Genomic DNA, 26,628 nt, shown 5'->3' with positions numbered 1-26,628 from the left:
AGAGCACTGGATATATGACAAAAGCGCAGCCATGATCATTCGAACTCGATGATCACATCGTCAACGGCAAGGCTGTCGCCCGCACCTGCGTTGATCTTGGCGACCTTGCCCTTCTTCTCGGCGCGCAGGATGTTTTCCATCTTCATCGCCTCGATGGTGCACAGCGCCTGCCCTTCCTGCACTTCCTGCCCTACTTCGACGTCGATCTTCACAACAAGACCGGGCATCGGGCAAAGCAGCAATTTCGAAGTATCGGGCGGCAGTTTCTCGGGCATCATGCGGGCCAGTTCGGCCTGACGCGGAGTGCGCACATGCACCTTGATATCCGCGCCACGGTTGCGAATGCGGAACCCGCCCGAAACCTTGCCGACCTTCAGGACAAGCGGGCTGCCATCGACATCCAGAACAGCCAGTTGGTCACCCGGTGTCCAGTCGGACGCGACGCGCGAGGTGGTGCCATCCGCGAAGGTCACGGTCGAACCATCCTTATCCGCATTGATGGCGACAGCGAACTCCTGCCCTTGCACGGTCACAACCCAATCCGTGCCAACCTTGCGTTCATGATTGTCCATGCGACCCGATACGCGGGTGCGACGAATCTCGGCGACCCTATGCATGGCCGCGCACGAGGCCGCGATGCGGCGCAGATCCCCCTCGGGCAGTTCCACACCTTCGAACCCGTCCGGGTATTCCTCGGCGATGAAGGCGGTGGTCATGTCGCCCTTGATGAAAATCGGGTGATCCATAACCGCCGACAGGAAGGGCAGGTTATGGCCGATACCTTCGACCTCAAAACTGTCCAGCGCCACGCGCATCGCCTCGATCGCCTGTTCACGGGTCGGGGCCCAGGTGCACAGCTTGGCGATCATCGGGTCGTAATACATGCTGATCTCGCCGCCCTCGTAGACGCCGGTATCATTGCGCACGGCCGCAGGCCCTTCGGGCGCATCGCCCTGCCATTTGCCATTGACCAGTATCGGACCGGCCGCCGTTTCCTGCGGCGGGCGATAGCGGGTCAGGCGGCCAATCGAAGGCAGGAAGCCGCGATAGGGATCTTCCGCATACAGGCGGTTTTCGATGGCCCAGCCGGTCAGTGTCACATCGTCCTGCGTGATGGTCAGCTTTTCACCAGCGGCGACGCGGATCATCTGTTCCACCAGATCGACGCCGGTGATCAACTCGGTCACAGGGTGCTCCACCTGCAGACGCGTGTTCATTTCGAGGAAGTAGAAGTTCTTCTCTCCATCCACGATGAACTCGACCGTCCCGGCGCTGGCATAGTTCACCGCCTTGGCCAAGGCGACTGCCTGTTCGCCCATCGCCTTGCGGGTCTCGGGGTCAAGGAACGGCGACGGGGCCTCTTCCACCACCTTCTGATTGCGGCGCTGGATCGAGCATTCGCGCTCACCCAGATAGATGCCATTGCCGTGGCTGTCGCACAGAACCTGAATTTCGATATGGCGCGGCTGGGTCACGAATTTCTCGATAAAGATCCGGTCATCACCAAAGGAATTCGCGGCCTCGTTTTTCGAGGACTGGAAGCCCTCGCGCGCTTCTTCGTCGTTCCATGCGATTCGCATGCCTTTGCCGCCGCCGCCGGCGCTGGCCTTGATCATGACGGGATAGCCGATCTGCTGACTGATCTTGACCGCCTCGTCTGCGTCTTCGATCAGCCCCATGTAGCCGGGCACCGTCGAAACCCCCGCATCCTGTGCGATCTTCTTCGAGGTGATCTTGTCACCCATGCTTTCAATCGCACCAACCGGGGGGCCGACAAAGGCGACGCCCTCGGCATCCAGTGCCTCGGCGAATTTCGAGTTCTCGGACAGGAACCCATAGCCCGGATGCACTGCCTGCGCGCCGCTTTGACGGATGGCATCCATCACCTTGTCGATCACGATGTACGACTGGTTCGCCGGCGGCGGGCCGATGTGCACCGCCTCATCCGCCATCGACACGTGCAACGCGTTTCTGTCCGCGTCCGAGTAAATGGCAACGGTGCCAATGCCCATTTTGCGAGCGGTCTTGATGACCCGGCAGGCGATCTCGCCCCGGTTGGCGATCAGGATCTTGTTGAACATGGAACGTCCTTTGTCTTGGTGTTCTGGAAACGCAAAACGCCGCCGCGGGGCATAAACCCCACGACGGCGTGTTGCGCGATGACGGTCGGGGCGACGGGCGCCCCGCAGTATACGTTAGTAGCAGTTCCCCTGCGTCTTGCAGTAAAGCACGTTGCCTGCTGCGCCGACCACAGCACCCAGCAGCGGGTCAGCGCTGACGACTGCCGCGCCCACGGCCCCCGCGCCACCGCCAAGCAGCGCCTGTTCACCGGTGGAACCGCCACAGGCGGCCAAGCCCGCGCAGGTTGCCACGACAAGGTAGAATTTTGAGATTCGCATACGCTCTGCCCCTTTTGGTTTCTTGATGCGTCGGGGCGCAGATGGCGTAAGCGGGGGCTGCTATTCAATAACAGGCCCCGCAAATCTGCGTTTTGCGCAGAATTATGCCGCTTTAAGCGCAAAGAACGCTCAAAGAAAAACGCGGGCAAGGTATTGTGAGTTTCACAAACCTGCCCGCGGAAGGAAGGGGTACGGAATAGTAGGTGCTTGTGCGGCGCAGGCAAAGTAGAGCCGCACGGCCCGTTCACATTGCACGCCACAATAAGGGCCGCAAACAAAGTATTGTTTCCAAGCGGGATTCCGGCTGGAATTCGCCCATACGGCGAATCCTCGCGCAGAATTGCGCCGACACCCTGCCCCGTCAGGTGCGCGCTTCCATCCGCCTGCACAGTCACATTGACGTTACAACGCTCACTATAGGCGGCCGTTTCTGCATGTGCATCATCACGGTGGGACACAATCCGTCGCTGCGAATCTCCGTTCGCAGGCGTATAGTTAACCGATCTGTTCACCACACTGTGAATAATCCGGAACTTTCGCACAATTTTGATTGAGAAATCGGGCCGGTTTCGTCCCATTCTCGTGATTTCCCACACTGGATTTTGCGTGAAACCTTGCCCGTGCACTTCTGCACACAAGGAATCATCCGCATGATTGTAAAGAGAAAAAGGGCACCTCTGCTTGTTGCCTCTGCGTTGAGCGTGACCAGCACGCTGGCCTTTGCCCAGGACGCCGAAACCCAAGCAGAACTGGATGCGCTGCGCGCCCGCATCGAGGCGCTGGAATCCACAGGGCCAGGTACCACACCCGGAGAGTTCAAGATCGGCAATACCACTCTGGACGTCTACGGATATGTCAAAGCCGACTTCTTCTATGACTTCGAGTTCGACCAGGGCGACACCGCCTTCGTGAACGTCATCGGTGAACCCTCGGCTGCCACCGACGGTACCTTCGGCGCCACCGTACGACAGTCTCGCGTCGGTTTGCTGACCACCACACCCAGCGCCATTGGCGACATCGGAGGTCAACTGGAAGTTGACCTTTTTGCGTCGAACGGCACCGCTGAATTTCGACTGCGTCATGCCAATATCCGAATCGGAGACAATTGGCTGATCGGCCAGTACTGGACCAACTTCCAGCCGCTGGACACCTATCCGACCTCGGTCGAATTCAACGGCCCCGTTGGCATCGCTTTCGCCCGCGTTCCGCAGGTCCGCTACACCAACAGTTTCGGGGCCAACACGTCCTTCGCCGTTTCGGTCGAAGAAAACGTCAGCGGGTCGAACTCGGATGACCCGGTGCTGACCGCCTCGGCGGAATACAATGACGGCACCTATATCGCCCGCGCGGCGGCTCTCTATGGCAAGGCCGAAGGTGGTGGAGTCGAGGTGGATCAGACCGGCTTTACCCTGTCCGGATCGGTGCGCCCGTGGCAAGGCGGGCTGTTTCAGGTCAACTATGTCAACGGCGAGGCCCTTGGCCCCTACCTGATCGGCCTTGGTGATCCGGTTGTCGGCGGTCGGGCCAACGACGTGGACGGCTACACCATCGAATTCCGGCAGGACCTTGGGGAAAAGTGGAACGTCGGCATCGCCTACGGCAAGGAAGACTATGAACTGCCCACCTCGACCGGCACATTGTCCTTTACCGAGTTGGAGACGATCCACGTCAATGCCTTCTATAAGGCCACCGAGAACCTGACCCTGAGCGCCGAGTACATCTATGGTGAGCGGAACGACGAACCCACGGGCCGGACCTTTGACGGCAACCGTGTTCAGGTCGCCGCGCAACTGAATTTCTGAACGCACAGAACCGCCCTGCCCGCGACCGGGCAGGGTTTTTACCGAAGCTTTCCCCGGATGGATATGTGCGACAACGGCCTGCACGGATCAGCGCACCCCGTCGAAGATATCGGGGAACGACACCCGCGCTGCATCCACATCGATCACCAGCAATGCGTCATAGCTGGCCGGATCAAACGGGTCTTCGGCCGGGATGACTTCGCGCTCGAACAGCCAGCTCAGGCGGCCGGCGTCCAGATTGCCACGCTCGAACGGCTGATCACCAAAGTTCTGCCACAGCGCTTCCATGAACGCGGCGTCCGCACGACGGTCGGCCGGTTTGCGATCGCGGAACCGCTCGCGCCGCGTAATCGGCGTGACGCCTTTGGGGTTGGCCCGGCGAATGGTGAACTGGAAATCCGTCCCCGCAAGACGTCCGGGAAATCCGCGATGCTTCAGCATGTCAGCACCTCGCTGTTCACAGGTATCAGGGAAACAGAATCGCCCCTCAAAGCAGACGGGATCATATCGCGCACCTCCAAAGCCGCATTGGTGTTCAGAAACGCTCTGAGGTGGTGAAAACGGGGTTTCATGGTCAGAGCCCCTCCCAGATACATTGGGATTGCTCCAGCCGGTAGGCTTCAAAAAACTGCGTGGCGTCAGGCGCCGATCGTCCAAACTCGACAGGCCGGTCAGACAGCGAGATCACAACACGCGCCGGATCAAGCTCGTGACGCACCACATAGGCAACCGCGAGGGTCTGGCACAGGTGTTCCATGTCGTTCGAGGCAACGTCATAGCCAATTCGCCCGGCGGTGTAGCCGATCCTGGGCGCGACAAAACGGAATCTGACCCACAGCTCGCCCGGGTTGTTGTCCAGCAGCACGTCGCTTAAATGTACGGGCTGTCCCGACGGAACCGGCAACAGGTTTTCGGCTTGCGCAACAGCGGCGGATGACCATCCCAGAAGCAACAGAGTAAAGGCGCGACCCCAGCCCCGATTGACGCGGGCTCCTCTCTCCGAGGTCGCGCGCGCATGGCTTGTGGCCCGCGCTTTTCTATCCCTGATACGGTCAGTCATCTATCAGCTTTAGTCTCAAAGTCAAACTTCGATCCGACAATTGCGCCATGATCCGCCGACCGGGGAATCCCTGTCAGACGGATCATTCGGGAACCCCTTACAGCGGGATATTGTCGTGCTTTTTCCACGGGTTTTTCAGCTGCTTGTTGCGCAGGCTGGCAAACGCGCGGGACACGCGGCGGCGGGTGGATTGCGGCATGATTACCTCATCGATGAAGCCACGTTCGGCGGCGACGAAGGGGTTGGCAAACCGGTCCTCGTAATCCTGCGTATGCTGCGCGATCTTTTCCGCATCGCCCAGGTCGGCACGGTGGATGATCTCGGTTGCGCCCTTGGCACCCATCACCGCAATCTCGGCCGTGGGCCAGGCATAGTTGAAATCGCCCCGCAGGTGCTTGGAGGCCATAACGTCATAGGCACCGCCATAGGCTTTGCGGGTAATCACAGTGACCTTTGGAACGGTGGCTTCACCATAAGCGAACAGCAGCTTGGCGCCGTGCTTGATCACACCGCCATATTCCTGCGAGGTCCCCGGCAAGAAGCCCGGCACGTCAACCAGCGTCAGGATCGGGATCTCGAAACAGTCGCAGAAGCGCACGAACCGTGCCGCCTTGCGCGAGCTGTCGATGTCCAGACACCCGGCCAGAACCATCGGCTGGTTGGCCACAACGCCCACGGTCTGCCCTTCCAGACGGATGAAACCGGTGATGATGTTCTTGGCGAAATCCTCCTGAATTTCGTAGAAGTCGCCCTCATCCGCCACTTTGGTGATGAGTTCCTTCATGTCGTAGGGCGTGTTCGGGTTGTCCGGAATCAATGTATCCAGCGAAGTCTCCACCCGGTCCGTTTCATCAAAAAACGGACGCACCGGGGGTTTCTCGCGGTTGTTGAGCGGCAGGAAATCGACCAGACGGCGCACTTCGGCCAGCGCCTCGACATCGTTTTCGAACGCACCATCGGCGACCGAAGATTTCTTGGTGTGGGTCGATGCACCGCCCAGTTCCTCGGCGGTGACAACCTCGTTGGTGACTGTTTTCACAACGTCGGGGCCAGTCACGAACATGTAGGACGTGTCTTTGACCATGAAGATAAAGTCGGTCATCGCCGGGCTGTAAACCGCACCACCGGCACAGGGGCCCATGATCACGCTGATCTGCGGCACCACGCCCGAGGCCATGATGTTACGCTGAAACACCTCTGCATACCCCGCCAAAGAGGCCACGCCTTCCTGGATTCGCGCCCCGCCCGAGTCGTTGATTCCAATTACCGGCGCACCGTTCTGGATCGCCATATCCATAATCTTGCAGATTTTCTGCGCATGGGTTTCCGACAGAGAACCACCAAACACGGTGAAATCCTGGCTGAACACATAGACCATCCGACCGTTGATCGTGCCCCAGCCGGTAACCACGCCATCGCCTGCAGTCTTTTGATTTTCCATCCCGAAATCGGTACAACGGTGGCTGACGAACATGTCGAACTCTTCAAAGCTGCCTTCGTCCAGCAGCAGCTCGATCCGCTCGCGCGCGGTCAGCTTGCCACGCCCGTGCTGCGCGTCGATACGCTTTTGCCCACCGCCCAGCCGGGCATCGTTGCGGCGGTCTTCAAGCTCGGTAAGGATATCTTTCATGGCGCTCATTCCCTGTGAGATTTCGCGCGACACTATACGCTTACGCATCAGGTCCAAAGCATCTTTCGGCAAATTTGCAAACTTACCGCAACAAACTTCTGGAAAACTGTAAATTTGCTAAGTATCACAATGAAGCGCAATCATGGATAGCATTCCCTGAAACGGTCACTATACCTGTGAACTATGCAGTTCAGTTCTTCCCGGACGCACCGTTCGCCCCCTACGATATCAACGCTGGTTTTACTTTCCGGGCTGTCCGCGCTCAGCCTGAACCTGTTCCTGCCCAGCCTGCCGAACATGGCGCTGCACTTTAAGGCCGACTACAAAGTCATGCAGCTGTCGATTGCGCTGTACCTTATGGTCAATGCGGTACTGCAGATCCTGATCGGCCCGTTTGCGGACAAGGCCGGGCGTCGACCCGTCATGCTGTGGGGGCTGTCGCTGTTTCTTATTGCAACGCTTGGCTGCATCTACGCCCCGAACATCGAGGTTTTTCTGGCCTTCCGGATGTGTCAGGCCATCGTGGTCGTCGGCATGGTGCTCAGCCGGGCGGCGGTGCGCGACCTGTATGATCAGGATCAGGCGGCTTCGATGATTGGCTACGTGACGATGGGTATGGCGGTTGTGCCCATGATCGGCCCCGCCATCGGCGGCCTTTTGGAAGAGAGTTTTGGCTGGAAGGCCAATTTCTGGCTGCCCTTCGCACTGGGCGTAATGACGCTGGCGCTGACCTATGCCGACTTTGGGGAAACCTCAGCCAAAAGCGGCAAAACGCTGATACAGCAGTTTCGCGAATACCCAGAATTGCTGCGCTCGCCCAGGTTCTGGGGCTATTCGCTGTCCTCCGCTTTGTCCTCGGGCGCCTTCTTCGCCTACTTGGGCGGAGCACCATTCATCGGCACCGAACTGTTTGGCCTCAGCGCTGCTCAGGTCGGCATCTATTTCGGCGCGCCGGCGGTTGGGTATTTCTTCGGCAACTTCTTCAGTGGGCGCTTTTCGGTCCGGTTTGGCGTCAACCGGATGGTGCTCTGGGGATGCTGGTTGAACGCAATCGGCGTCGCCCTGTCAGCCATCCTGTTTCTGGCAGGCTTTGGCACCGCGCTCAGCTTCTTTGGTTTCATGACCTTTGTGGGGATCGGCAATGGCATGACAATCCCAAATGCCACCTCGGGCGCGCTGTCCGTACGCCCGCACCTTGCCGCCACTGCCTCGGGGCTGAGCGGTGCGATCATGCTGGGCGGCGGCGCCGGCCTAAGCGCGCTGGCCGGGGCGCTGCTGACCCACGAAACCGGCGCGATGCCACTGCTGTGGCTGATGCTGGTGACATCCGTTCTGGCAATCTGCGCCATCGCTTCGGTCATCCGGCGCGAAAGGCAACTGGGCCTGTAACACAGCTTGCACCGATCGGTTTGCAAAGTTAGCTTGCAGCAATAGAAAAGTTGCAAAGGCACACCATGGCCACCCAAAAGCTCTATGCCGGTGCGAAACTGCGCGAAATGCGCACGCGCCTGACCCTGACACAAAAGGAATTCGCCTCAAAACTGGGGGTTTCGCTGCCGTACCTGAACCAGATGGAGAACAACAACCGTCCGATCTCGACCACGGTTGTTCTGGCGCTAGCGCAGGAATTCGGCATGGATGTGACCGAACTGAGCACCGGCGACAGTGAACGTCTGGTCTCGGACATGCGAGAGGCGCTGGCTGATCCGGTGTTCGACGATATGCCGCCGCTGGCCGACCTGCGCCTGACGGCCTCGAACGCCCCGGCTCTGGCCCGTGCATTCATAGCCCTGCACAGAACCTATCGCCAGACCCACGAACGGCTTGCTTCTCTGGACGAGGCCCTGGGCCGTGAAGACGCGCAAATTCAGGCTAGCCCGTGGGAGGAAGTGCGTGATTTCTTCCATTATTGCGACAACTACATCGACGCAGTCGACCGCGCCGCCGAGCGGGCTTCGACCCGTGCCGAAGAAGCTGGCGGCATTCGCGCCGCAGCGATCAACAGCCTCGGCGAGCGCGGCATTCGAGTACAGTTCGTGGACATTCCCGAAACCCGGAAATACGACGCCGACAGCAAAACGCTGAAGCTCTCGTCGCGCACGGCACCGCCGACACAGGTGTTTCAACTGCTGCTGCAGGTGGCGCTGATCAGCCAGGACAAGCTGCTCGACGCGACACTGGACTTCGCCAAGTTCCAAAGTGACGAGGCCCGCGCGATCGCCAAGATCGGTCTGGCCAACTATTTTGCCGGGGCCTCGCTGATGCCCTATGACGCGTTTCTGGCTGCTGCGCAGGACTACCGCCACGATCTGGAACTGCTGAGCAACCGGTTTGGCGCATCGATCGAACAGGTGGCGCACCGCCTGTCGACCCTTCAACGCCCCGGTGCCAAGGGTATCCCGTTCTTCTTCGTGCGCGTCGATCAGGCGGGCACGATCACCAAACGCCACTCGGCCACGCGCCTGCAATTCGCCCGTTTCGGCGGCGCCTGCCCCCTGTGGAACGTCCACCGCGCCTTTGAAACCCCCGGCCATTTCCTACGGCAACTGGCGGAAACGCCGGACGGCGTCCGCTATATCTCGCTGGCAAGGGATGTGTCTAAATCGGGCGGCTCATTCGGCGCGCCCGTGCGCCGCTATGCCATTGCTTTAGGGTGCGAGGTCCGCCATGCCGAGGCTCTGGTCTACGCCGACAACCTTGATATCAACAACGCAAGCGCTTACGAACCCATCGGCATTTCCTGCCGCATCTGCGAACGGCAAAACTGCCACCAACGCTCGGTTCCGCCTCTGGAACGCCGCCTGTCGATCGACGCCCATATCCGCGGCACCCTGCCCTATGAAGTCACCTGAACTTCACCTAGTCTGAAAATATCCCGGGGGAGTCGCGGCTTGCCGCGACGGGGGCAGAGCCCCCGCCCTTCGGTCTTAATCCTTGGACAGAATCGACCAGATCTCATCTTTCAGCGCAGCGCGCTTCTTGCGCAGCTCGCCTTCGGCCAGATCTTCCATCGGCTCGATATTGGTTTCCGCGCGGTGCACGACGCGGTTGACCTCGTGATACTCATCCACCAGCCGGGCGAAATGCGCATCGGATTGCTTGAGCTGGCTCATCAGTTCGACTTTGTCCGGAAACTCTTCGGCCAGTTCATGCGGGGTGTGGGACATTCCTGTTCGCTCCTAAAATATGTCGTTGCGATTCAGGTCTAAACGTCTTTGTCACACCCCGCTTTGACGCGGATCAAATCACCGCTGCGCAGTTGCCCAAGCCGGGTGAATCCACGGGCGATCATTGGCCTTTGGCAAAGCCTCTTTGCCCAGCAGGTGATCGGACATCTTCTCACCCACCATGATCGACGGCGCGTTGAGGTTGCCGTTGGTGATCTGCGGGAAAATCGAGCTGTCGGCGACCCGCAGCCCGTCCACACCAATCACCCGCCCTTCGGGGTCAACAACCGCGTTCTTGTCGTCGGCCCGGCCCATCCGGCAAGTCCCGCAAGGGTGATAGGCGCTTTCGGCATGTTCGGCGATGAAGCCGTTCAGCTCTTCGTCTGTCTGCACGTCCGCGCCAGGCTGGATTTCCTTGCCCGCAAAGGGTTTGAACGCGTCCTGCCCGAAAATCTCACGGGTCAGTCGGATACACTTGCGGAAGTCTTCCCAGTCCTGATCGTGGCTCATGTAGTTGAACCGGATTACCGGGGCGTCCTCGGGTTTATCCGAGCGCAGCGTGACCGCCCCGCGCGAGGGCGAGCGCATCGGCCCCACATGCGCCTGGAACCCGTGTCCTTCCGCCGCAGCCTGGCCATCATAACGCACGGCAATAGGCAGGAAGTGGTATTGGATGTCCGGGTACTCGACCCCCGGGTTCGAGCGGATGAAGGCCGCGCTTTCGAACTGGTTCGATGCCCCGAGGCCGGTTTTCGTGAACAGCCACTGCGCCCCGATCAGACCCTTGCTGACAAGATTCCAATGTTTATACAGCGTGATCGGCTGCAATGAAGCCTGCTGGATATACAGCTCAAGATGGTCTTGCAGGTTTGCGCCCACACCGGGGCGATCCGCGACAACTTCGATCCCGTGCTCGGCCAGATGCGCCGCCGGGCCGATCCCCGACAGCATCAGCAGCTTGGGTGAGTTGATCGAGGACGCGGCCAGAACCACCTCGCGCCGGGCGCGGATGACTTCCTTTTTGCCGCCGCGGATCAGCTCAACGCCGGTCGCGCGGCCGTTTTCCATGACCACGCGCGACGCCAGTCCACGCACGACTTCGCAGTTGTCACCCTTGAGAGCAGGTTTCAGATAGGCATTCGCCGCAGACCAGCGCCGTCCTTTCCAGACGGTCTGCTCCATCGGGCCAAAGCCCTCCTGTTTCTCACCGTTATAGTCGCCGGTGACCTCATAGCCTGCCTGCTGACCGGCATCGACAAAGGCCTGGAACAAAGGGTTCTCACGCGGGCCGCGCGACACGTGCAGCGGGCCATCCTTGCCCCGCCATTCGGGATCGCCACCATGGCCACCGTCGTGCCATGTTTCCATACGCTTGAAGTAAGGCAGCACGTCCGCATAGGACCAGCCGTCTGCGCCCATGTCGGACCACGTGTCAAAGTCGCGCGCGTGGCCGCGCACATAGACCATCCCGTTGATCGAGGACGACCCGCCGATCACCTTGCCCCGCGGGCAGGCCAGGCGGCGGTTGTTCAGATGCGGCTCGGGCTCGGACTTGTAGCCCCAATCATACATCGGCATGTTCATCGGATAGCTCAGCGCGGCCGGCATCTGAATGAACGGCCCGGCATCGGTGCCACCGTGTTCGATCACCAGAACCGAGGCCCCGGCCTTGCTCAGGCGATAAGCCATCGCGCAGCCTGCGGACCCTGCGCCAACGATGACGAAATCTGCTTCCATATTCAGGTCTCCATAACCTGCCGAACCGCGTTTGGAACCGTTCGGCAGGAGTATTTTCAAAAGGTGAAGAGGTTATTCGCCGCGCGGAAAACGCTGGCTTTCCTCGACGGTGTTCAGATCCATGTGGTTGCGCATGTAGCGTTCGGACGCTTTTTGCAGCGGCTGGTAATCCCAAGGATAGTAACCGCCCTGCCGCAGCGCCTCGTACACGACCCAGCGGCGGGCCTGGCTGGCGCGCACTTCGGCGTCGAACTGGTCCAGATCCCAGCGGGCCTCGGATTTCGCGCGCAGGGATTCCAGCGTTCCGGCATGGGCGGAATCTTCGGCAAGGTTGGTCTGTTCGTGTGGATCAGCCTCAAGGTCGAACAGCTGGTCTGGGTCCAGCGCGCAGCGGTTGTATTTCCACTTGCCATAACGCAACGAGACCAGCGGGGCATAGGACGCCTCGGCTGCGTATTCCATCGCCACCGGCGCGGTGCGTTCAGCCCCTTGGGCCAATGGCACGAGGTCTTCACCATCGGTCCAAGGTGCAATTTCGGCCATGTCCACGCCCGCCAGCGCGCCCAGCGTCGGGGTCACGTCGATTGTCGAGACCGGCGTATCGATGCGTCCCACAGGCATATCCGGGGCCGAGATCATCAGCGGCACGCGCGACGAGCCTTCGAAGAAGGTCATCTTGAACCACAGGCCGCGCTCACCCAGCATATCGCCGTGGTCCGAGACAAAGAGGATGATCGCCTCTTGCCGCGTGGTCTCAAGAACCTCGAGAATCTCACCGATCTTGTCGTCCAGATACGAGATGTTGGCGAAATACGCGCGGCGGGACCGGCTGATATCTTCCTCGGAGATGTCAAAGCTGCGCCAGTCGTTGGCGTCGAAGATACGCTTGGAATGCCGGTCCTGATTGTCATAGCCCAGGTCTGCGACCTCGGGCAGCAGGTGTTCGCAATCCTCATAGAGGTCCCAGTATTTCCTGCGGGCCACATAGGGATCGTGCGGATGGGTAAAGCTGACGGTCACGCACCACGGGCGGTCATCCTTGCCGCGCGCCAGGTCATACAGCTTGGCCGTGGCGTTGTAGGCGACCTCATCGTCGTATTCCATCTGGTTGGAAATCTCGGCCACGCCGGCGCCAGTCACCGACGCCATGTTATGATACCACCAATCGATGCGCTCACCCGGCTTGCGGTAATCGGGAGTCCAGCCGAAATCGGCGGGGTAGATGTCGGTGGTCAGGCGGTCTTCGAACCCGTGCAGCTGATCGGGGCCGACAAAATGCATCTTGCCCGACAGGCAGGTGTAATAACCCGCGCGACGCAGGTGGTGCGCATAGGTGGGGATGTCACTGTTGAACTCGGCCGCGTTGTCATAGACCCCGGTGCGCGAGGGCAACTGGCCGGACATGAAGCTGGCCCGCCCCGGCGCGCACAGTGGCGAGGCCGTGTAGGCACTGGCAAACCGCGTCGACCGCTTTGCCAGCTTCTTCAGGTTCGGAGCATGCAGCCAGTCTGCGGGACCGTCGGGAAAAAGGGTACCGTTGAGCTGATCCACCATCAGGATCAGAATGTTGGGTTTTGTCATTTTTCAGCCTCAAGCAGAGTATTGAGAACCCGCATCGCATGGTTCACGGCCAGCTGGGGTTCTTCCGGCGCGCTGAGCGCAGCGTGGATATACAGCCCGTCGATCAGGGCGATCATGTTCCCGGCCGCTTCGACCGGGTCGCTTACCAATGGACGCAAGGCTTCGATCAGGTTGGACCGAAGGCGTGACTGATAGATCTGCCACAGACGCAGGGCGTCTTCGTTGGTCTGGGCCAGAACGTAAAACGTCATCCACGCGGCGATAACGTCGGGCGTAAAGCACGAAGGTGCAAAGCAGGCGCGGATGATAGCCTGCGCCCGTTCCTGCGGCGCGGCCGTTTTCAGCTCGCCGCGCGCCTCGGCACCAAAATCGGACAGGATGCGTCGCATGGCAGCCAGAAATATCTGATCCTTGCCGCCGAAATAGTGATGTGCCAGCGCGCTGGACATCCCTGCCCGCTTGGCGATTTGGCTGACGGTCACATCAAGGGACTTTTTCGATCCAAGTTCGGCAATTGTCGCACGAACGATCGCGTCGCGACGGATTGGCTCCATTCCGAGTTTTGGCATAGCTGTCCCCTCCCAACGTTACGTGGGAAAACGCTACGAGATTTTTATTGACTCGTCAATTAATAACCAGATTCATGTGCTGAATAGGGCTAAATCTTCGGCGCGATACTGGGGGTCGTCAGGTTGCTGCGGTTCAGAACCGCCTCGCGCCAGGCGATGAAACTGACCGCTGACAGGATCAATGTACCACCCGCGACAACCCAGATGTCGACGCTTTCATGAAAGACCAGCGCGCCAACCAATGTGGCCCAGATCAGTTGCAGGAAGGTGACCGGCTGCGTCACCGCCACGGGTGCGGCTTTCAGCGCAATCGTCATGAAATAGTGACCGGCGGTGGCAAAGCTGGCGACCAGGAACAGAACGCCCAGGTCGCGCAGGCTGGGCGGCGTCCAGACGGCCACCGCGAAGGGGATCAGGGCAATCGTCACCCAGATCGACATATGCGCGACGACAACCGACGGCGGCAGGTCCCGCACAAGCGCTTTGGCAATCAGGTAAGACGCACCAAGCGCCAGAGACGTGCCCAGCATCGTCAGATGGCCCGCTGAAACCTCGCGAAATCCGGGTCGCAAAATGATGATGACGCCAACCACCGCCACACAGATCGCGGCAATCCGCCGAAAGGCCAGCTTCTCACCCAGAAACAGCGCCGCACCCAAGGTAACGTAGACGGGCGTCATGTAGTTCATCGCCGTGACCTCGGCCAAGGGAATTTGCGTCATCGAGAAAAACCACAGCATCACGGCCACGGCGTGCACGATTCCGCGTATTCCGAACAGGGTCAGATTCCGCCGTGTCAGGTGCGTTGTCAGGACAAGTTTCAGGGCGGGCAACAGAAAGACCAGACCAAAGACAAACCTGAGGAACGCCGCCTGTATCGGGTTCATCGTCGATCCCAGCGACTTGACCAGCGCGGTCATGACAACAAAAGAGACCCCGGCGGCGAACATCCAGAACATGCCCACCAGCGGGCGGTATGAGGGCGCAAGAGTTGTCATGTTAACGGTTGAACACCGAAACCCCGGCCGGGGCAACCCTTCACATAACCACAAGTTTGTAAGCGATCCCCAGCATGACCACGCCGATCACCACGTCCAGAACCTGCCAGGCCCGTGGTCTGGCAAAGACAGGGGAAAGGATGCCTGCCCCGTATCCCAGTGAAAAGAAGAACACAAAGCTGGACAGCATCGCCCCCAGCGCAAAGGCCAGGCGGTCATCATACTGGGCCGAGATTGACCCGATCAGCACGACCGTATCCAGATAGACATGCGGGTTCAGCCAGGTGAAGGCCAGAACGGTCAGCAGAACCGACTTCAGGCTGGCGCGCTGCCCCTCGGACACATCCATCACCGCGCCTCCACGCCAGGCCGATTGCAGGCTGCGCAGCCCGTACCATGTCAGGAAGATCGCCCCGCCATAGCGCATGACCGTTTCGAACCAGGGCGCTGCCGAGGCCAGCGCGCCGAAGCCTGCCACACCGGCGGCGATCAGGAGGGCGTCCGAGACCGCACAGGTCAGGCACAAGGGCAGCACATGTTCACGCCGCAAGCCCTGCCGCAGCACAAAGGCGTTCTGCGCTCCGATGGCGAGAATCAGGCTGAAGCCCAGTGCAAAGCCTGCGATCAGGGATGTAGACATGCGACCTCCGGTGGTTCCGAGGCATTGACTACGGCTATTGCCGCCCTCTATCAAATTAAAGATGTTGACCTCAGTTAAGTTTCTCTAATGCTGCTCGATCCCAATCACCTGTCGGCGCTGTCTTCCATTTTGCGCCATGGCAGCTTTGAGGCCGCCGCTGCCGAACTGGCCGTGACGCCTTCGGCCATATCGCAACGGATCAAGGCGCTGGAGGATCGCATCGGCGCCGCCCTGATCCATCGCGGCACGCCTTGCACAGGCACTCCGGCCGGGTTGCGGATTGCGCAACATGCCGAGGATATCGGGCTGCTTGAGGCGAAACTGGCCCGGGAACTGACCCTTGATCAAGCCAGCGGCCCAGCCCGCGTTCGGGTGGCCGTTCCTGCCGACGTTCTGGCGACGTGGTTCATCGACGCGATGGCACAGGTCGATGGCTTGCTGTTCGATCTGGTGGTCGACGATCAGGACCATTCCGCAGAGTGGCTGCGACGCGGAGAGGTCAGCGCTGCCATCGCGGTGGGCAGCCAATTGGTGGCAGGCTGCGATGCCTCGGACCTGGGGGCGCTGCGCTATATTGCGACCGCAAGCCCAAACTATATGCGCCAGTGGTTTGCCGACGGGGTGAACGCGCGCACGCTGACCCGGGCACCCTGCTTGACCTTCAACCGCAAGGACGGACTGCAGAAGTCCTGGATCACCGAACAGACCGGCCAAAGGATTGCACCGCCCTCTCATTTTCTGCCCTCACCGCAAGGGTTCGTGGACGCGGCGATTGCCGGGATGGGCTGGGGCATGAACCCGATCGGGCTGGCACGGCAGGCGTTGGATGACGGTCGGTTGGTTCCGTTGCTGCCTAATGCGCCGCTGGACGTACCGCTGACATGGCAGGTGGGCCGCGTCTTGTCTCCTGCGCTGGCGCCGCTGACCCGTGCGGTCAAACGGGTTGCGGCCCAGGCGTTGCTGTCCACTCAGCGCTGATGGGCCGTGTCATGCCGCCCCGGACTTCTTTGTGTTCGGCAAAACCACCCGATAGCAGGTGATGGCGGCAAACAGGCTGACAAGGACGATGAAGAAAACGGCCCAGGCAACCTCGTGCATATGCGCAATGGCTGCCAATGCGGCTGACAGGATGACCGCTGTGATCCGACAGATACTCTTGATCGCAGCCGCCCCTTTGACGCGCTGATCCTTGGGGGCCACGTCGAGGAAGTACAGTTTTCTGGCCCCGCTGATGCCGGTCACGGCCACAGTCACGATGAACAAGGCCACGGCGTGAAGATGCACTGCGTGATCCACCCCCAGAAAATGCACCGCCAACAGCGCGCCTCCGGTCAGGGCCACCATCAGGTTGCCCACCACCATCACGGCCCGGTGTGATTTCATGTTCACCAACTGCCACAAGGGGGCCGAGACCAGATATCCCGACGCCGATGAGATGATCATGGCGGTCAGACCCTTGGCCGACGCGTGATGTGCCTCGGCCGCGATCAGGGCAAAGAACGGCACCGACAGCGATACCACGACCAACGGAATGCGCATGACCATGTAGCGGCGAAACCAGGCCTGATCGAACATGGCGATGATGTCGGTGAAGTTTTCCGAGAATTTCCGTTTCCGCGCAGGCGGGGCGTCCCTCTTGACCTCTGTCTTCCCCGACATCTCGGACATGGCCAGAATGCACAGGCCTGACAGAACGAAGAACGTGACCGATACAGCAATCACTGCAGTATGGCGCGAAAAGGGCGGGTTTTCCTTGGTGATCTCATGCAACAGCACGGCCAACCCAATGGCGCCCAACCCGCCAATACCAAGTTGCAGGTAATGCAACACCATCCGCGACTTGGATTGCACGTGGTCGCCGATCAGGTCAGTGTACATCAACGACTGGATCTCTTCGATCAGGCCAATCAGGAAAAACGCCGCGACAAAGGCCATGCCGATGGCGGGAACCACTCCGGTCGATGCCACCACCACTGCCATGACAAGGCAGGCACCGATCGCGATTTCAGTCAGAGCAATCCCGCGTTTCTTCTGTTGGCGGGCCGCAATCGGTTGCGCCAGAAACACGTCCGAGATCATGCTGCCCACCATCCGGACCGATACCAATGCCCCGGCAATGAACATCGGCAGTTCCAGCGACACCGCCAAAAACGGCAGCACCACGGACGGGCTGCCCAACGTCCACGCGACCTGAGACAGAATGCTCTGCCCGGCAAGAACCGAAATGTTCCGATTGGGTATGGCGTCGGTCATACGATCACTTGCTTTATCTGCCCCACGGGAAAACTGCTTGCCAGCCTATAGGGTCGCGGGCGTCCGGCCAAGAAACACATGAGCGGAAAAAGAAAAACCCGACCAAAGGCCGGGTTTTCAAAGGCGGCTGTTTGACACGGATCAGAGCTGAGCCATGACTTCGTCCGTGGCTTCGAAATTGGTGGTGACGCGCTGTACGTCATCGTCGTCTTCCAGCGCATCGACCAGCTTCATCAGCTTTTGCATGTCGTCCAGACCCAGCTCGGTCGTGGTGGTCGGTTTCCACACCAGCTTGGTCGACTCGGTCTCGCCCAGCGCGGCTTCCAGCGCGTTCGACACGTCGTTCAGATCGGTGTCGGCGCACCAGATGATGTGCCCTTCGTCCGAACTTTCAACGTCTTCGGCACCCGCCTCGATGGCTGCTTCGAACACGGTGTCGGCATCGCCGACAGCGGCGGTGTAAACCACCTCACCCTTGCGTTCGAACATGAACCCGACCGAGCCGGTCTCGCCCAAGTTGCCGCCGTTCTTGGAAAAGGTCGAGCGCACGGTCGAGGCCGTCCGGTTGCGGTTGTCGGTCATCGTCTCAACGATCACGGCAACGCCGTTCGGGCCATAGCCTTCGTACCGGATTTCTTCGTAATCGTCGCCTTCGCCTGCCTGCGATTTCTTGATCGCGCGGTCGATCACGTCCTTGGGGACCGAGTTCGACTTGGCCTCTTTCACCGCCAGACGCAGGCGCGGGTTCTTGTCGGGATCGGGGTCGCCCATCTTGGCGGCGACGGTGATCTCTTTCGACAGCTTGGAAAACAGTTTGGACCGCGCGGCGTCCTGACGTCCCTTGCGGTGCTGGATGTTGGCCCATTTGGAATGGCCTGCCATGGTGCGTCCTCATGATAGTGATTGCGTGTTCGGCGCTCATATAGACGTTTGCAGGGCATGGGATCAAGAGAGCGGCTTGCCCAAGACCGCCTTGCGGGTATGGTGGCGGCATGACGACAGATCAGATTATTCTTTTTGCTCTTTTCGCCACTGTCTTCGGAATGCTTCTCTGGGGGCGGTTTCGCTATGATCTGGTGGCGTTTTCCGCGCTGCTGATTGGTGTTGTTCTGGGGGTGGTCCCGGTGGATGACGCTTTTGCCGGGTTCGGGCACCCCGCAACCATAATCGTAGCGCTGGTGCTTGTGGTCTCGGCCGGGTTGGTCCGGTCGGGCGCAGTGTTCCTGATCACCCGCACTCTGGTTGATGCCTCGCGGGGGCTGGGCGCGCATATTGCACTGATGGGCGGGATCGGCGCCGTTCTGTCGGCATTCATGAACAATGTCGCCGCGCTGGCCTTGCTGATGCCGGTCGACATCCAGACCGCGCGCAAGGCGGGGCGCTCGGTCGGCCTGACCCTGATGCCGCTGAGCTTTGCCACCATTCTGGGCGGCATGGCGACGCTGATCGGCACGCCTCCGAACATCATCATCGCCTCGATCCGGCAAGAGACGCTGGGCGAGCCGTTCAAGATGTTCGATTTCGCCCCGGTTGGCGGCTTGGCGGCGATTGCCGGTTTGGCTTTCGTGTCGCTGATCGGCTGGCGGCTGATCCCGAACCGCGGGCCGGAGGAAGAAACATCCGAAGCGCTGGCCGAGTATATTGCCGAGCTGACCATCCCGCCGGAATCGGCCCATATCGGCAAGCGGGTTAGCGAGCTTTACGAGGCGGCCGAGAAATCCGACGTCGCCATCATCGGTCTGATCCGGGACGATAAGCGACGTTATGGCCGATCCGCCCATACGACGCTGAAACAGGGCGACGCACTGGTGCTTGAGGCGCGGCCCGAGGCGCTGGACGAGTTTCGCGCCGCGCTGAACCTCGATTTCTCGGATACGCGCCGTCAGGAATTGCTGACCGCCGAAGGCGACGGGCTTGAGGTGATCGAAGTCGTTGCCACAGAAAACGCCCGCATTACCGGGCGCACCGCGCAAGGGCTGGGTCTGGCGTGGCGTCAGAGCACTGTGCTGATGGGGATCTCGCGTCAGGGCCGCCGCATCACCGAACAGGTCCGCAAGACCGAGGTTGAGGCGGGCGACATTCTGTTGCTGCTGTGCCCCCGCGACCGCAGCGCGGATGTGACCGAATGGCTGGGCTGTCTGCCCCTGGCGCAACGCGGCCTGAACGTCACCGCCAACGACAAGGCATGGCTGGCCATCGGGCTGTTCGCTGCCGCCGTGCTGGCGGCCAGTGTCGGGCTGATCTACCTACCAATCGCGCTCGGGCTGGTCGTGGTGGCCTATGTGCTGACCAAGATCATGCCGATCGCCGATCTCTACAATCATATTGAATGGCCGGTGGTCGTTCTTCTGGGGTCAATGATCCCGCTGGGCAGCGCGTTAGAGACCTCGGGTGGGACCGAGCTGATTGCCAATGCGCTGGTGCAACTGACCGACGGCCTGCCCGCGTGGGCCATTCTGACGGTGCTGATGATCGTCACGATGACCCTGTCGGACGTGCTGAACAACACTGCCACCGCCATCGTCGCCGCCCCTGTCGGCATCCAGATGGCCCGCACACTGGAGGTTTCGCCCGATCCCTTCTTGATGACGGTCGCCGTTGCGGCCTCGGCCGCGTTCCTCACGCCCATCGGGCACAAGAACAATACGCTGGTCCTTGGCCCCGGCGGCTATCGGTTTGGCGACTATTGGCGCATGGGGCTGCCGCTGGAAATCCTCATCGTCGCGGTTTCCATTCCCGCCATCCTTGTCTTCTGGCCGCTTTGACGGGTAAGGGCAGCGCATGAAACGATTTCTGATCCTGCAACTGCGCCCCGAGACCGAGGCGTCGGACGCCGAATATGCCTCGATCCTGGACAAGACCGGCCTGTCGCCGGACCAGACCCATCGCATCCGGCTGGATTGCGAAGACCTGCCCGAAGGGCTGAACGTCACCGACTATGCCGGCGTGATCGTTGGCGGCGGCCCCGGTTGTGTCAGTGACGATCCGGCCACGAAATCGCCGATGGATGCGCGCATCGAGGCCGCCATCATGGGACTGATGCCGCAGATCACCGCCAATGATCACCCGTTCATGGGCTGCTGCTATGGTCTGGGCATTCTGGCCGCGCATCTGGACGGAGATGTCAGCAAGAACCAGTACGGAGAACCCGTCGGCCCCTCGACCTGTCACCTGACCGAAGACGGCGCGCGCGATCCGCTGACCGCCGGGTTGGAACAGACCTTCGACGCTTTTGTGGGTCACAAAGAAGCCGTACAGACCCTGCCCGACGGGTGCGTCCACCTTGTCGCCTCGGACCCCTGCCCGTTTCAGATGATCCGCTGGGGCCAGAACGTCTATGCCACACAATTCCACCCCGAGGCCAACGCGCGCGACTTTGAAGAGCGTATCAATATCTACAAGCACCACGGCTATTTCCCGCCTGACGACGCGCAACGCCTGATCGATATCTGCCACGCCGCCGACGTCACCCAACCCGGCGAAATCCTGCGCCGTTTTGCCCAGCGCTACGGATGACCCAACGGCGCGGTTGCTTGAAACTTCGACCCTCGCATAGGCTGGTCCGAACGGCTTTGGGAGGAGTTGTTCTTGGATCTGCTTATCAATGTCGGCCTGCCGCTGTCGCTGGCCATTATCATGCTGTCTCTGGGCGTTGGGCTGCACGTCGCCGATTTCCGCCGCGTTCTGACCCGAGGTTACCCGTTCGCCATCGGTGCGCTGAGTCAGGTTGTGCTGCTGCCAATTGCGGCGTTCATCACCGTCAAGCTGTTTGCCCTGCCGCCCGAGATTGCCGTGGGCTTCATGTTGCTCAGCTTTTGCCCCGGCGGTGTGACCAGCAATATCCTGACCAAATTGGCAAAAGGCGATGTTGCGCTGTCGGTCAGTCTGACTGCGGTTATCAGTCTTTTGTCGATGGTGACGGTTCCAACTCTCGCGGCTTGGTCGATCGCCTATTTCATGGGAGAAGATGCACCCGAGGTTTCGATCACCGGTCTGGCCATTGCCCTGTTTCTGATCACAACCCTGCCCGTAGCCATCGGCGTTAGCCTGCGCCATTTCGCACCCGCCTTTGCAGAACGGATTGACGCCCCCTTGTCCAAAGTGGCCACCGTCCTTTTTGTCCTGATTGTCCTCGCAGCGCTGGCCGGGAACTGGAAGCTGTTCATCGACAACCTTGAGATCATGGGCGCCGGGCTGGTCACTTTGAACATCGCTTTGCTGGCCATCGGGCTGGGGTTGGCTCGTGCCGCTAAACTGTCGTGGAACGAAAGTAAGACGGTCTCTATCGAAACCGGCATACAGAACTCGACACTTGGGATTACGCTGGCGGCGCTGATCACGGGAACAGATAGCGGGTTCAGCCCGCTTGCCCTGCCCTCGGCCGTCTACGGTATCATGATGTATGTCGTGGCGCTGCCATATATCGGCTGGCTCCGCAGCCGCTGAAAGGACAAGACATGACCAACAACACTGCTGATGCCATCGTCGTTGGGGCCGGATTGGCCGGGCTGGCTGCCGCAGCCGAGTTGGGGGACCGCGGCAAGAAAGTGATCGTACTGGATCAGGAGCCCGAGCATTTTCTGGGTGGGCAAGCATTCTGGAGCCTTGGCGGGCTGTTCATGGTCGACACACCGGAACAGCGGCGCATGGGGATCAAGGACAGCCACGAGCTGGCCCTGCGCGACTGGATGGGCAGCGCGCAGTTCGATCGCGACGAAGACGCCTGGCCGCGCAAATGGGCCGAGGCATATGTGGAATTTGCAGCCGGAGAGATGCGCCCCTGGCTGCATGAGATGGGCCTGCGCTGGTTCCCCATCGTCGGCTGGGCGGAACGAGGCGGGTCGTATGCAGACGGTCACGGCAACTCGGTTCCGCGGTTTCACATCACATGGGGCACCGGGCCGGGCGTTCTGAAACACTTCGTCCGCCGCGTGCAGGACCATGTCAGCGCCGGGCTGATCGAGTTGAAATTCCGCCATCAGGTCAGCCATATCATCATGCAGAACGGCGGCACCAAAGGGGTCTCGGGCGAAGTTCTGGCCGATGACACGGCCCCTCATGGTGCCAAGACCAACCGCGATGAGGTGGGCGAGTTCGAGGTCTATGCGCCCTCGGTCATCGTCACCTCGGGCGGGATTGGTGGCAATTTCGAGATGGTGCGCAAGAACTGGCCCCGCGACCGGTTGGGCGAGCCGCCCAAGGACATGGTGGCAGGCGTCCCCTTCCACGTCGATGGCCGCATGATCGCCATCAGCGAAAAGGCCGGCGGCCACGTCATCAACGGCGACCGGATGTGGCACTACACCGAAGGCGTACGCAACTGGAACCCGATCTGGCCCTCGCATGGTATCCGCATTCTGCCCGGTCCCAGCTCGATGTGGTTCGACGCGCGTGGCAACCGGCTGAAGCCGCCCTGTATGCCGGGATTCGACACGTTGGGTACACTGAAGGAAATCCTGAAATCTGGGTATGAATACAGCTGGTTCGTTCTGACCCAGAAAGTGATCAAGAAGGAATTTGCCCTGTCGGGTTCCGAGCAGAACCCCGACATGACCGATGGTGGCTGGCGCGAAGTACTGTTTCAACGGATTCTGACCGGATCAAAAGCCACTGCGCCGGTTGAGGCGTTCAAGGACCACGGTGAGGATTTCATCGTCGCCAATACGCTGACCGAACTCGTCAGCGGCATGAACCAATTGGGCGGTGGCCTGATCGACGAATCCCACTTACGCGCGCAGATCGAGGCGCGGGATAGCCAGGTCGACAACCCCTTTACCAAAGACGCGCAGATGGCCGCCATTCTGGCCGCGCGCAACTATCGCGGCGACAAGCTGATCCGCACCGCCAAGCCGCATAAATTCCTTGATCCGGCCAACGGCCCGCTGATTGCGGTGAAGCTGCACGTGCTGACCCGCAAGACGCTGGGTGGGCTGCAAACCAATCTCGACAGCCAGATGATCGGCGCAGATGGTCAGATCGTTCCCGGCCTGTTCGCGGCCGGAGAGGTCGCAGGATTCGGCGGCGGTGGCTATCATGGCTACAACGCGCTCGAAGGCTCCTTCCTGGGCGGCTGTATCTTCTCGGGCCGCAATGCGGGGCGGTCACGGGCCGTTGCGTGATTACGGCGTGCGCATGAACTTGAGCACCGGTTGGCCTGCCACATCCAGCAGTACCAGACTGTCCCCCGCCATCGCATAGCTGGATACGCCCTGCAGGGCGGCAAAAAACTGGTCCTCGACTGCCTCCAGTTCGGGCGGGCAGGCCATCAGCGTGGCAGCCATGTTGTCCGGAAACTCAAGCGTGTTGCCCGACAATTCGGCTTGCCCCGTAAAACGGTTGCACCCGCCCGTGCCGCTGAACGCGCCGCCTTGGGCAAAATCAAGCTGTGGCGGGCGTTCGGTATTCAGAACGTCGCCGTTGATGCCAATCGCGGTCCAGTTGGAGTTCTCAATCGTGGCACGGCCCTGGCCGCCCACCTGCACCAAAACAAGGTCGGTCGTCTCCCCGTCCCCGTTGGTCAGCACCGGATGCACCGTATCGGTAGTGAACAGTAATTGCCCGTCGCGATGAATCGAGGCTTGAACCGCATAGGTCATGCCGTCGCGGATCAGCGCGTCATCAAAGGTCAGCTCGAATGCAGCCGGTACGCCGGTCAGCGCGTATCGCTGGGCGGCCAGCGTGACAGCGGGCGCATCGGCCAGTGAAATGTCCTGCAACTCGACATATAATGTTGCATCTTCGGGCACCGCGATCCTCTCGCGATAGGTCGCCGTTCCCGTAACTGTTCCGGCATGGCTTTGGCCGCCGATAATGGTCAGCGCGATTGCGACGGCGACAATGGCCTGACCTATCTTTGGAAAAGGCATGATCCGATCCTTTCACATTCATCTTTGTTGAAAAGATCGTGACCAGATCGGCATTTACAAGGGCGGCAAGCACAGATCGGCGATTCCGCGCCGCCCTTACAATGGCCAGATGAATGGGATCAGCAAGGATGCCAGCAAACCGACCGTCAGGTTCAGCGGCACTCCGACTTTCAGAAAATCGGTAAACCGGTAGCCCCCCGGCCCATAGACCATCATGTTGGTCTGGTATCCGATGGGCGTTGCGAACGATGCCGAGGCCGCCACCATCACCGCCACCACCAGCGGGCGCGGGTCGATCCCGACCGCTTGCGCCAGACCGATGGCAATCGGTGTGACCACCACGGCCACCGCATTGTTCGACACCAGTTCAGTCAGCACCGAGGTCAGCAGGTAGACGGCCCAGATGATCAGGAAGGGCGGCAGCACGCTCAGGCCCGGAGCGATCGCTTCGACGATCAGCGAAACGGCCCCGGATTTGTCCAGCGCCGCACCGATGGCCAGCATCGAAAAGATCAGCGCCAGCAGGCGACCTTCGACAAAGGAAAACGCCTCATCCGCGTCGATGCAGCGGGTCAGCAACACCACGGCAACCGCCAGAACCGACAGCAGCAGAATCGGTGCCACGCCCAGCGCGGCCAGCACGACGATCCCGACCAGCGCGCCAATGGCAATCGGCGCATGGCTGCGCCGGAATGCACGGGCCGAGGGCTGGGTGACGTCGACCATATCCATGTCGGATGCCAGTTTCTGGATATCTGCAGGCGAGCCTTCCAGCAGCAGCGTATCGCCGACCCGCACCACCAGGTCATCCAGCTGACGCCCGATATTCTGGTTCCGCCGATGCACCGCCAGCACATAGACACCATACCGGCGACGCAGACGCAGCGTGCCGAGCGTCCGACCGACCATTCGACACCCCGGTGTGATCAGCACCTCAACGGTCTTGGTCTCAACCGCCGAAACCTGATCGACACGTTTGAGTTCCTTGTTGCTTTGCAGGCTCAGCAACTCGGTCATCTCGGTGCGCAGAACAACGCGGTCGCCAAGCTTCAGCTCAACCCCTTTCAGGTTGCGCCGCAGCGACTCGTCGCCCCGGATCACATCGATCAGGCGCACGCCGGGGCGCTTGAACAGCTGCACCCCTGTCACCTCGCGCCCGATCAGGTTGCTTTCGGGGGGAATGACGGCCTCGGTGAAGAACTTCATCTTGGACCGGTCGGACAGCAGCGAGGCCATGCTGTCGCGGTCCGGCAACAGGCGCGGCGCGATGAAACGCAGATAGACCATGCCATAGATCACCAGAGCGATGCCCAGCGGCGTGACCTCAAGGATCGAAAACGCCTTCATCCCCTGCGCCCGGGCCACACCATCGACCAGCAGGTTGGTCGAGGTCCCGATCAGGGTCAGCGTACCGCCCAAAATTGCCGCGTAGCTCAACGGGATCAGCAGTTTAGATGCCGGAACGTTCAGCGTGCGTGCGATTTGCACAAAGACCGGGATCATCACGACCACAACCGGCGTGTTCGACACCACGGCCGAGGCCAACACGACGAACGCCATCAACAGACCAATGGCAAAGCGCGGATTCACCTGCGCCTGCTTTTGCGCGGTCGAGGTAAACGCATCCAGCGCCCCGGTTCGCACCAAGGCCCCCATGATGATGAACATCGCCGCAATCGTCCACGGTGCCGGGTTGGACAGCACCGCCAGCGCGCTCTGATACGGCAGAATGCCGGTCACCAGCATGATGGCAACGCCACCGATGGCGACAACCTCGGTCGGGTAAACCTCGCGCAGGAACATGACGAACATGCCCGCAACGACCATCAGCGCCACGATCGCACTGCCCGTTTCTGTCAGTTGAAGGAAATGCATTCTTGGTTTTGTGTCCGAACCTTGGCCTGGCTTGCGCGCCCGTCGGGCAGT

At 60.6% G+C, this 26,628-nt stretch carries 23 protein-coding genes; 8 read left to right on the top strand and 15 right to left on the bottom strand.

What is annotated here, in order from left to right; genetic code table 11:
* Positions 1-35: 35 nt before the first annotated feature.
* Together ACOQFT_RS18160 and ACOQFT_RS18155 are read right to left on the bottom strand one after the other, a co-directional pair.
* Positions 36-2,081, bottom strand: coding sequence for an acetyl-CoA carboxylase biotin carboxylase subunit (locus ACOQFT_RS18160; RefSeq protein WP_421599281.1), 2,046 nt, complete (start codon positions 2,079-2,081; stop codon positions 36-38).
* A gap of 114 nt (positions 2,082-2,195) precedes the next feature.
* Positions 2,196-2,399: a hypothetical protein gene (locus ACOQFT_RS18155; protein ID WP_421599280.1), complete on the bottom strand. Its 204-nt coding sequence runs from the start codon at positions 2,397-2,399 to the stop codon at positions 2,196-2,198.
* A 650-nt stretch (positions 2,400-3,049) separates the two neighbouring features.
* Here ACOQFT_RS18155 and ACOQFT_RS18150 point away from each other — a divergent pair.
* Complete coding sequence (locus ACOQFT_RS18150) at positions 3,050-4,201, top strand: DcaP family trimeric outer membrane transporter (protein ID WP_421599279.1); 1,152 nt, start codon at positions 3,050-3,052, stop codon at positions 4,199-4,201.
* Positions 4,202-4,288: 87 nt separating this feature from the next.
* Here ACOQFT_RS18150 and ACOQFT_RS18145 read toward each other — a convergent pair whose 3' ends face one another.
* The 3 genes from ACOQFT_RS18145 to ACOQFT_RS18135 form a co-directional block, all read right to left on the bottom strand.
* The gene (locus ACOQFT_RS18145) at positions 4,289-4,642 is read right to left on the bottom strand and encodes a hypothetical protein (RefSeq protein ID WP_170441073.1); all 354 of its coding nucleotides are present in this window, start codon (positions 4,640-4,642) and stop codon (positions 4,289-4,291) included.
* Between the two features lie 133 nt (positions 4,643-4,775).
* Positions 4,776-5,261: a DUF6497 family protein gene (locus ACOQFT_RS18140; protein WP_421599278.1), complete on the bottom strand. Its 486-nt coding sequence runs from the start codon at positions 5,259-5,261 to the stop codon at positions 4,776-4,778.
* Between the two features lie 97 nt (positions 5,262-5,358).
* The gene (locus tag ACOQFT_RS18135) at positions 5,359-6,891 is read right to left on the bottom strand and encodes an acyl-CoA carboxylase subunit beta (RefSeq protein ID WP_421599277.1); all 1,533 of its coding nucleotides are present in this window, start codon (positions 6,889-6,891) and stop codon (positions 5,359-5,361) included.
* Positions 6,892-7,074: 183 nt separating this feature from the next.
* On the opposite strand from ACOQFT_RS18135, the gene ACOQFT_RS18130 reads away from it, so the two are divergent.
* Both ACOQFT_RS18130 and ACOQFT_RS18125 read left to right on the top strand, forming a co-directional pair.
* Positions 7,075-8,280, top strand: coding sequence for a multidrug effflux MFS transporter (locus ACOQFT_RS18130; protein WP_421599276.1), 1,206 nt, complete (start codon positions 7,075-7,077; stop codon positions 8,278-8,280).
* 65 nt (positions 8,281-8,345) lie between these two features.
* Entirely contained in the window at positions 8,346-9,743 is a 1,398-nt protein-coding gene (locus ACOQFT_RS18125; protein WP_421599275.1) for a helix-turn-helix domain-containing protein, read from the top strand.
* A gap of 75 nt (positions 9,744-9,818) precedes the next feature.
* Here the strand turns inward: ACOQFT_RS18125 and ACOQFT_RS18120 are convergent, their stop codons facing one another.
* The 6 genes from ACOQFT_RS18120 to ACOQFT_RS18095 form a co-directional block, all read right to left on the bottom strand.
* Positions 9,819-10,058 (bottom strand): YdcH family protein, encoded by a 240-nt coding sequence (locus tag ACOQFT_RS18120; RefSeq protein WP_421599274.1) that lies wholly within the window; start codon positions 10,056-10,058, stop codon positions 9,819-9,821.
* A 78-nt stretch (positions 10,059-10,136) separates the two neighbouring features.
* Positions 10,137-11,795: a choline dehydrogenase gene (betA, locus tag ACOQFT_RS18115; protein ID WP_421599273.1), complete on the bottom strand. Its 1,659-nt coding sequence runs from the start codon at positions 11,793-11,795 to the stop codon at positions 10,137-10,139.
* A 72-nt stretch (positions 11,796-11,867) separates the two neighbouring features.
* On the bottom strand, positions 11,868-13,376 hold the full coding sequence (betC, locus tag ACOQFT_RS18110) for a choline-sulfatase (protein WP_421599272.1): 1,509 nt from the start codon (positions 13,374-13,376) through the stop codon (positions 11,868-11,870).
* A complete protein-coding gene (gene betI, locus ACOQFT_RS18105; protein WP_421599271.1) occupies positions 13,373-13,945 on the bottom strand; it encodes a choline-responsive transcriptional repressor BetI in 573 nt (190 codons plus the stop codon). Before betI ends, betC begins: the two co-directional genes overlap by 4 nt.
* 89 nt (positions 13,946-14,034) lie before the next feature.
* On the bottom strand, positions 14,035-14,943 hold the full coding sequence (locus ACOQFT_RS18100) for a DMT family transporter (RefSeq protein ID WP_421599270.1): 909 nt from the start codon (positions 14,941-14,943) through the stop codon (positions 14,035-14,037).
* Positions 14,944-14,983: 40 nt separating this feature from the next.
* Positions 14,984-15,583, bottom strand: coding sequence for a LysE/ArgO family amino acid transporter (locus tag ACOQFT_RS18095; protein ID WP_170670677.1), 600 nt, complete (start codon positions 15,581-15,583; stop codon positions 14,984-14,986).
* A gap of 87 nt (positions 15,584-15,670) precedes the next feature.
* Between ACOQFT_RS18095 and ACOQFT_RS18090 the strand changes: the two genes are divergently transcribed.
* Positions 15,671-16,561, top strand: coding sequence for a LysR family transcriptional regulator ArgP (locus tag ACOQFT_RS18090; RefSeq protein WP_421599269.1), 891 nt, complete (start codon positions 15,671-15,673; stop codon positions 16,559-16,561).
* Positions 16,562-16,570: 9 nt separating this feature from the next.
* Here ACOQFT_RS18090 and ACOQFT_RS18085 read toward each other — a convergent pair whose 3' ends face one another.
* Together ACOQFT_RS18085 and ACOQFT_RS18080 are read right to left on the bottom strand one after the other, a co-directional pair.
* Entirely contained in the window at positions 16,571-17,836 is a 1,266-nt protein-coding gene (locus ACOQFT_RS18085) for a permease (protein ID WP_421599268.1), read from the bottom strand.
* A 141-nt stretch (positions 17,837-17,977) separates the two neighbouring features.
* Positions 17,978-18,718 carry a YebC/PmpR family DNA-binding transcriptional regulator gene (locus ACOQFT_RS18080; RefSeq protein WP_421599267.1) on the bottom strand — a complete coding sequence of 247 codons (741 nt, stop codon included), beginning with the start codon at positions 18,716-18,718 and terminating at the stop codon, positions 17,978-17,980.
* 110 nt (positions 18,719-18,828) lie between these two features.
* On the opposite strand from ACOQFT_RS18080, the gene ACOQFT_RS18075 reads away from it, so the two are divergent.
* From ACOQFT_RS18075 to ACOQFT_RS18060, 4 genes are all read left to right on the top strand, one after another.
* Positions 18,829-20,601: an SLC13 family permease gene (locus tag ACOQFT_RS18075; RefSeq protein ID WP_421599266.1), complete on the top strand. Its 1,773-nt coding sequence runs from the start codon at positions 18,829-18,831 to the stop codon at positions 20,599-20,601.
* A 16-nt stretch (positions 20,602-20,617) separates the two neighbouring features.
* The gene (locus ACOQFT_RS18070; RefSeq protein WP_421599265.1) at positions 20,618-21,352 is read left to right on the top strand and encodes a glutamine amidotransferase; all 735 of its coding nucleotides are present in this window, start codon (positions 20,618-20,620) and stop codon (positions 21,350-21,352) included.
* A gap of 72 nt (positions 21,353-21,424) precedes the next feature.
* Positions 21,425-22,282 (top strand): bile acid:sodium symporter family protein, encoded by an 858-nt coding sequence (locus tag ACOQFT_RS18065; protein ID WP_421599264.1) that lies wholly within the window; start codon positions 21,425-21,427, stop codon positions 22,280-22,282.
* Positions 22,283-22,293: 11 nt separating this feature from the next.
* The gene (locus ACOQFT_RS18060) at positions 22,294-23,955 is read left to right on the top strand and encodes an FAD-binding dehydrogenase (RefSeq protein ID WP_421599263.1); all 1,662 of its coding nucleotides are present in this window, start codon (positions 22,294-22,296) and stop codon (positions 23,953-23,955) included.
* Here ACOQFT_RS18060 and ACOQFT_RS18055 read toward each other — a convergent pair whose 3' ends face one another.
* Both ACOQFT_RS18055 and ACOQFT_RS18050 read right to left on the bottom strand, forming a co-directional pair.
* On the bottom strand, positions 23,956-24,702 hold the full coding sequence (locus ACOQFT_RS18055) for a YbaY family lipoprotein (protein WP_421599262.1): 747 nt from the start codon (positions 24,700-24,702) through the stop codon (positions 23,956-23,958).
* Positions 24,703-24,798: 96 nt separating this feature from the next.
* Complete coding sequence (locus tag ACOQFT_RS18050) at positions 24,799-26,577, bottom strand: SLC13 family permease (RefSeq protein WP_421599261.1); 1,779 nt, start codon at positions 26,575-26,577, stop codon at positions 24,799-24,801.
* Positions 26,578-26,628: the final 51 nt, after the last annotated feature.

The sequence above is a fragment of the Ruegeria sp. MALMAid1280 genome, from assembly GCF_049195285.1.
In the GTDB taxonomy this organism is placed as follows: Bacteria; Pseudomonadota; Alphaproteobacteria; order Rhodobacterales; family Rhodobacteraceae; genus Ruegeria.
This window is presented reverse-complemented; position numbering and strand designations above follow the sequence as displayed.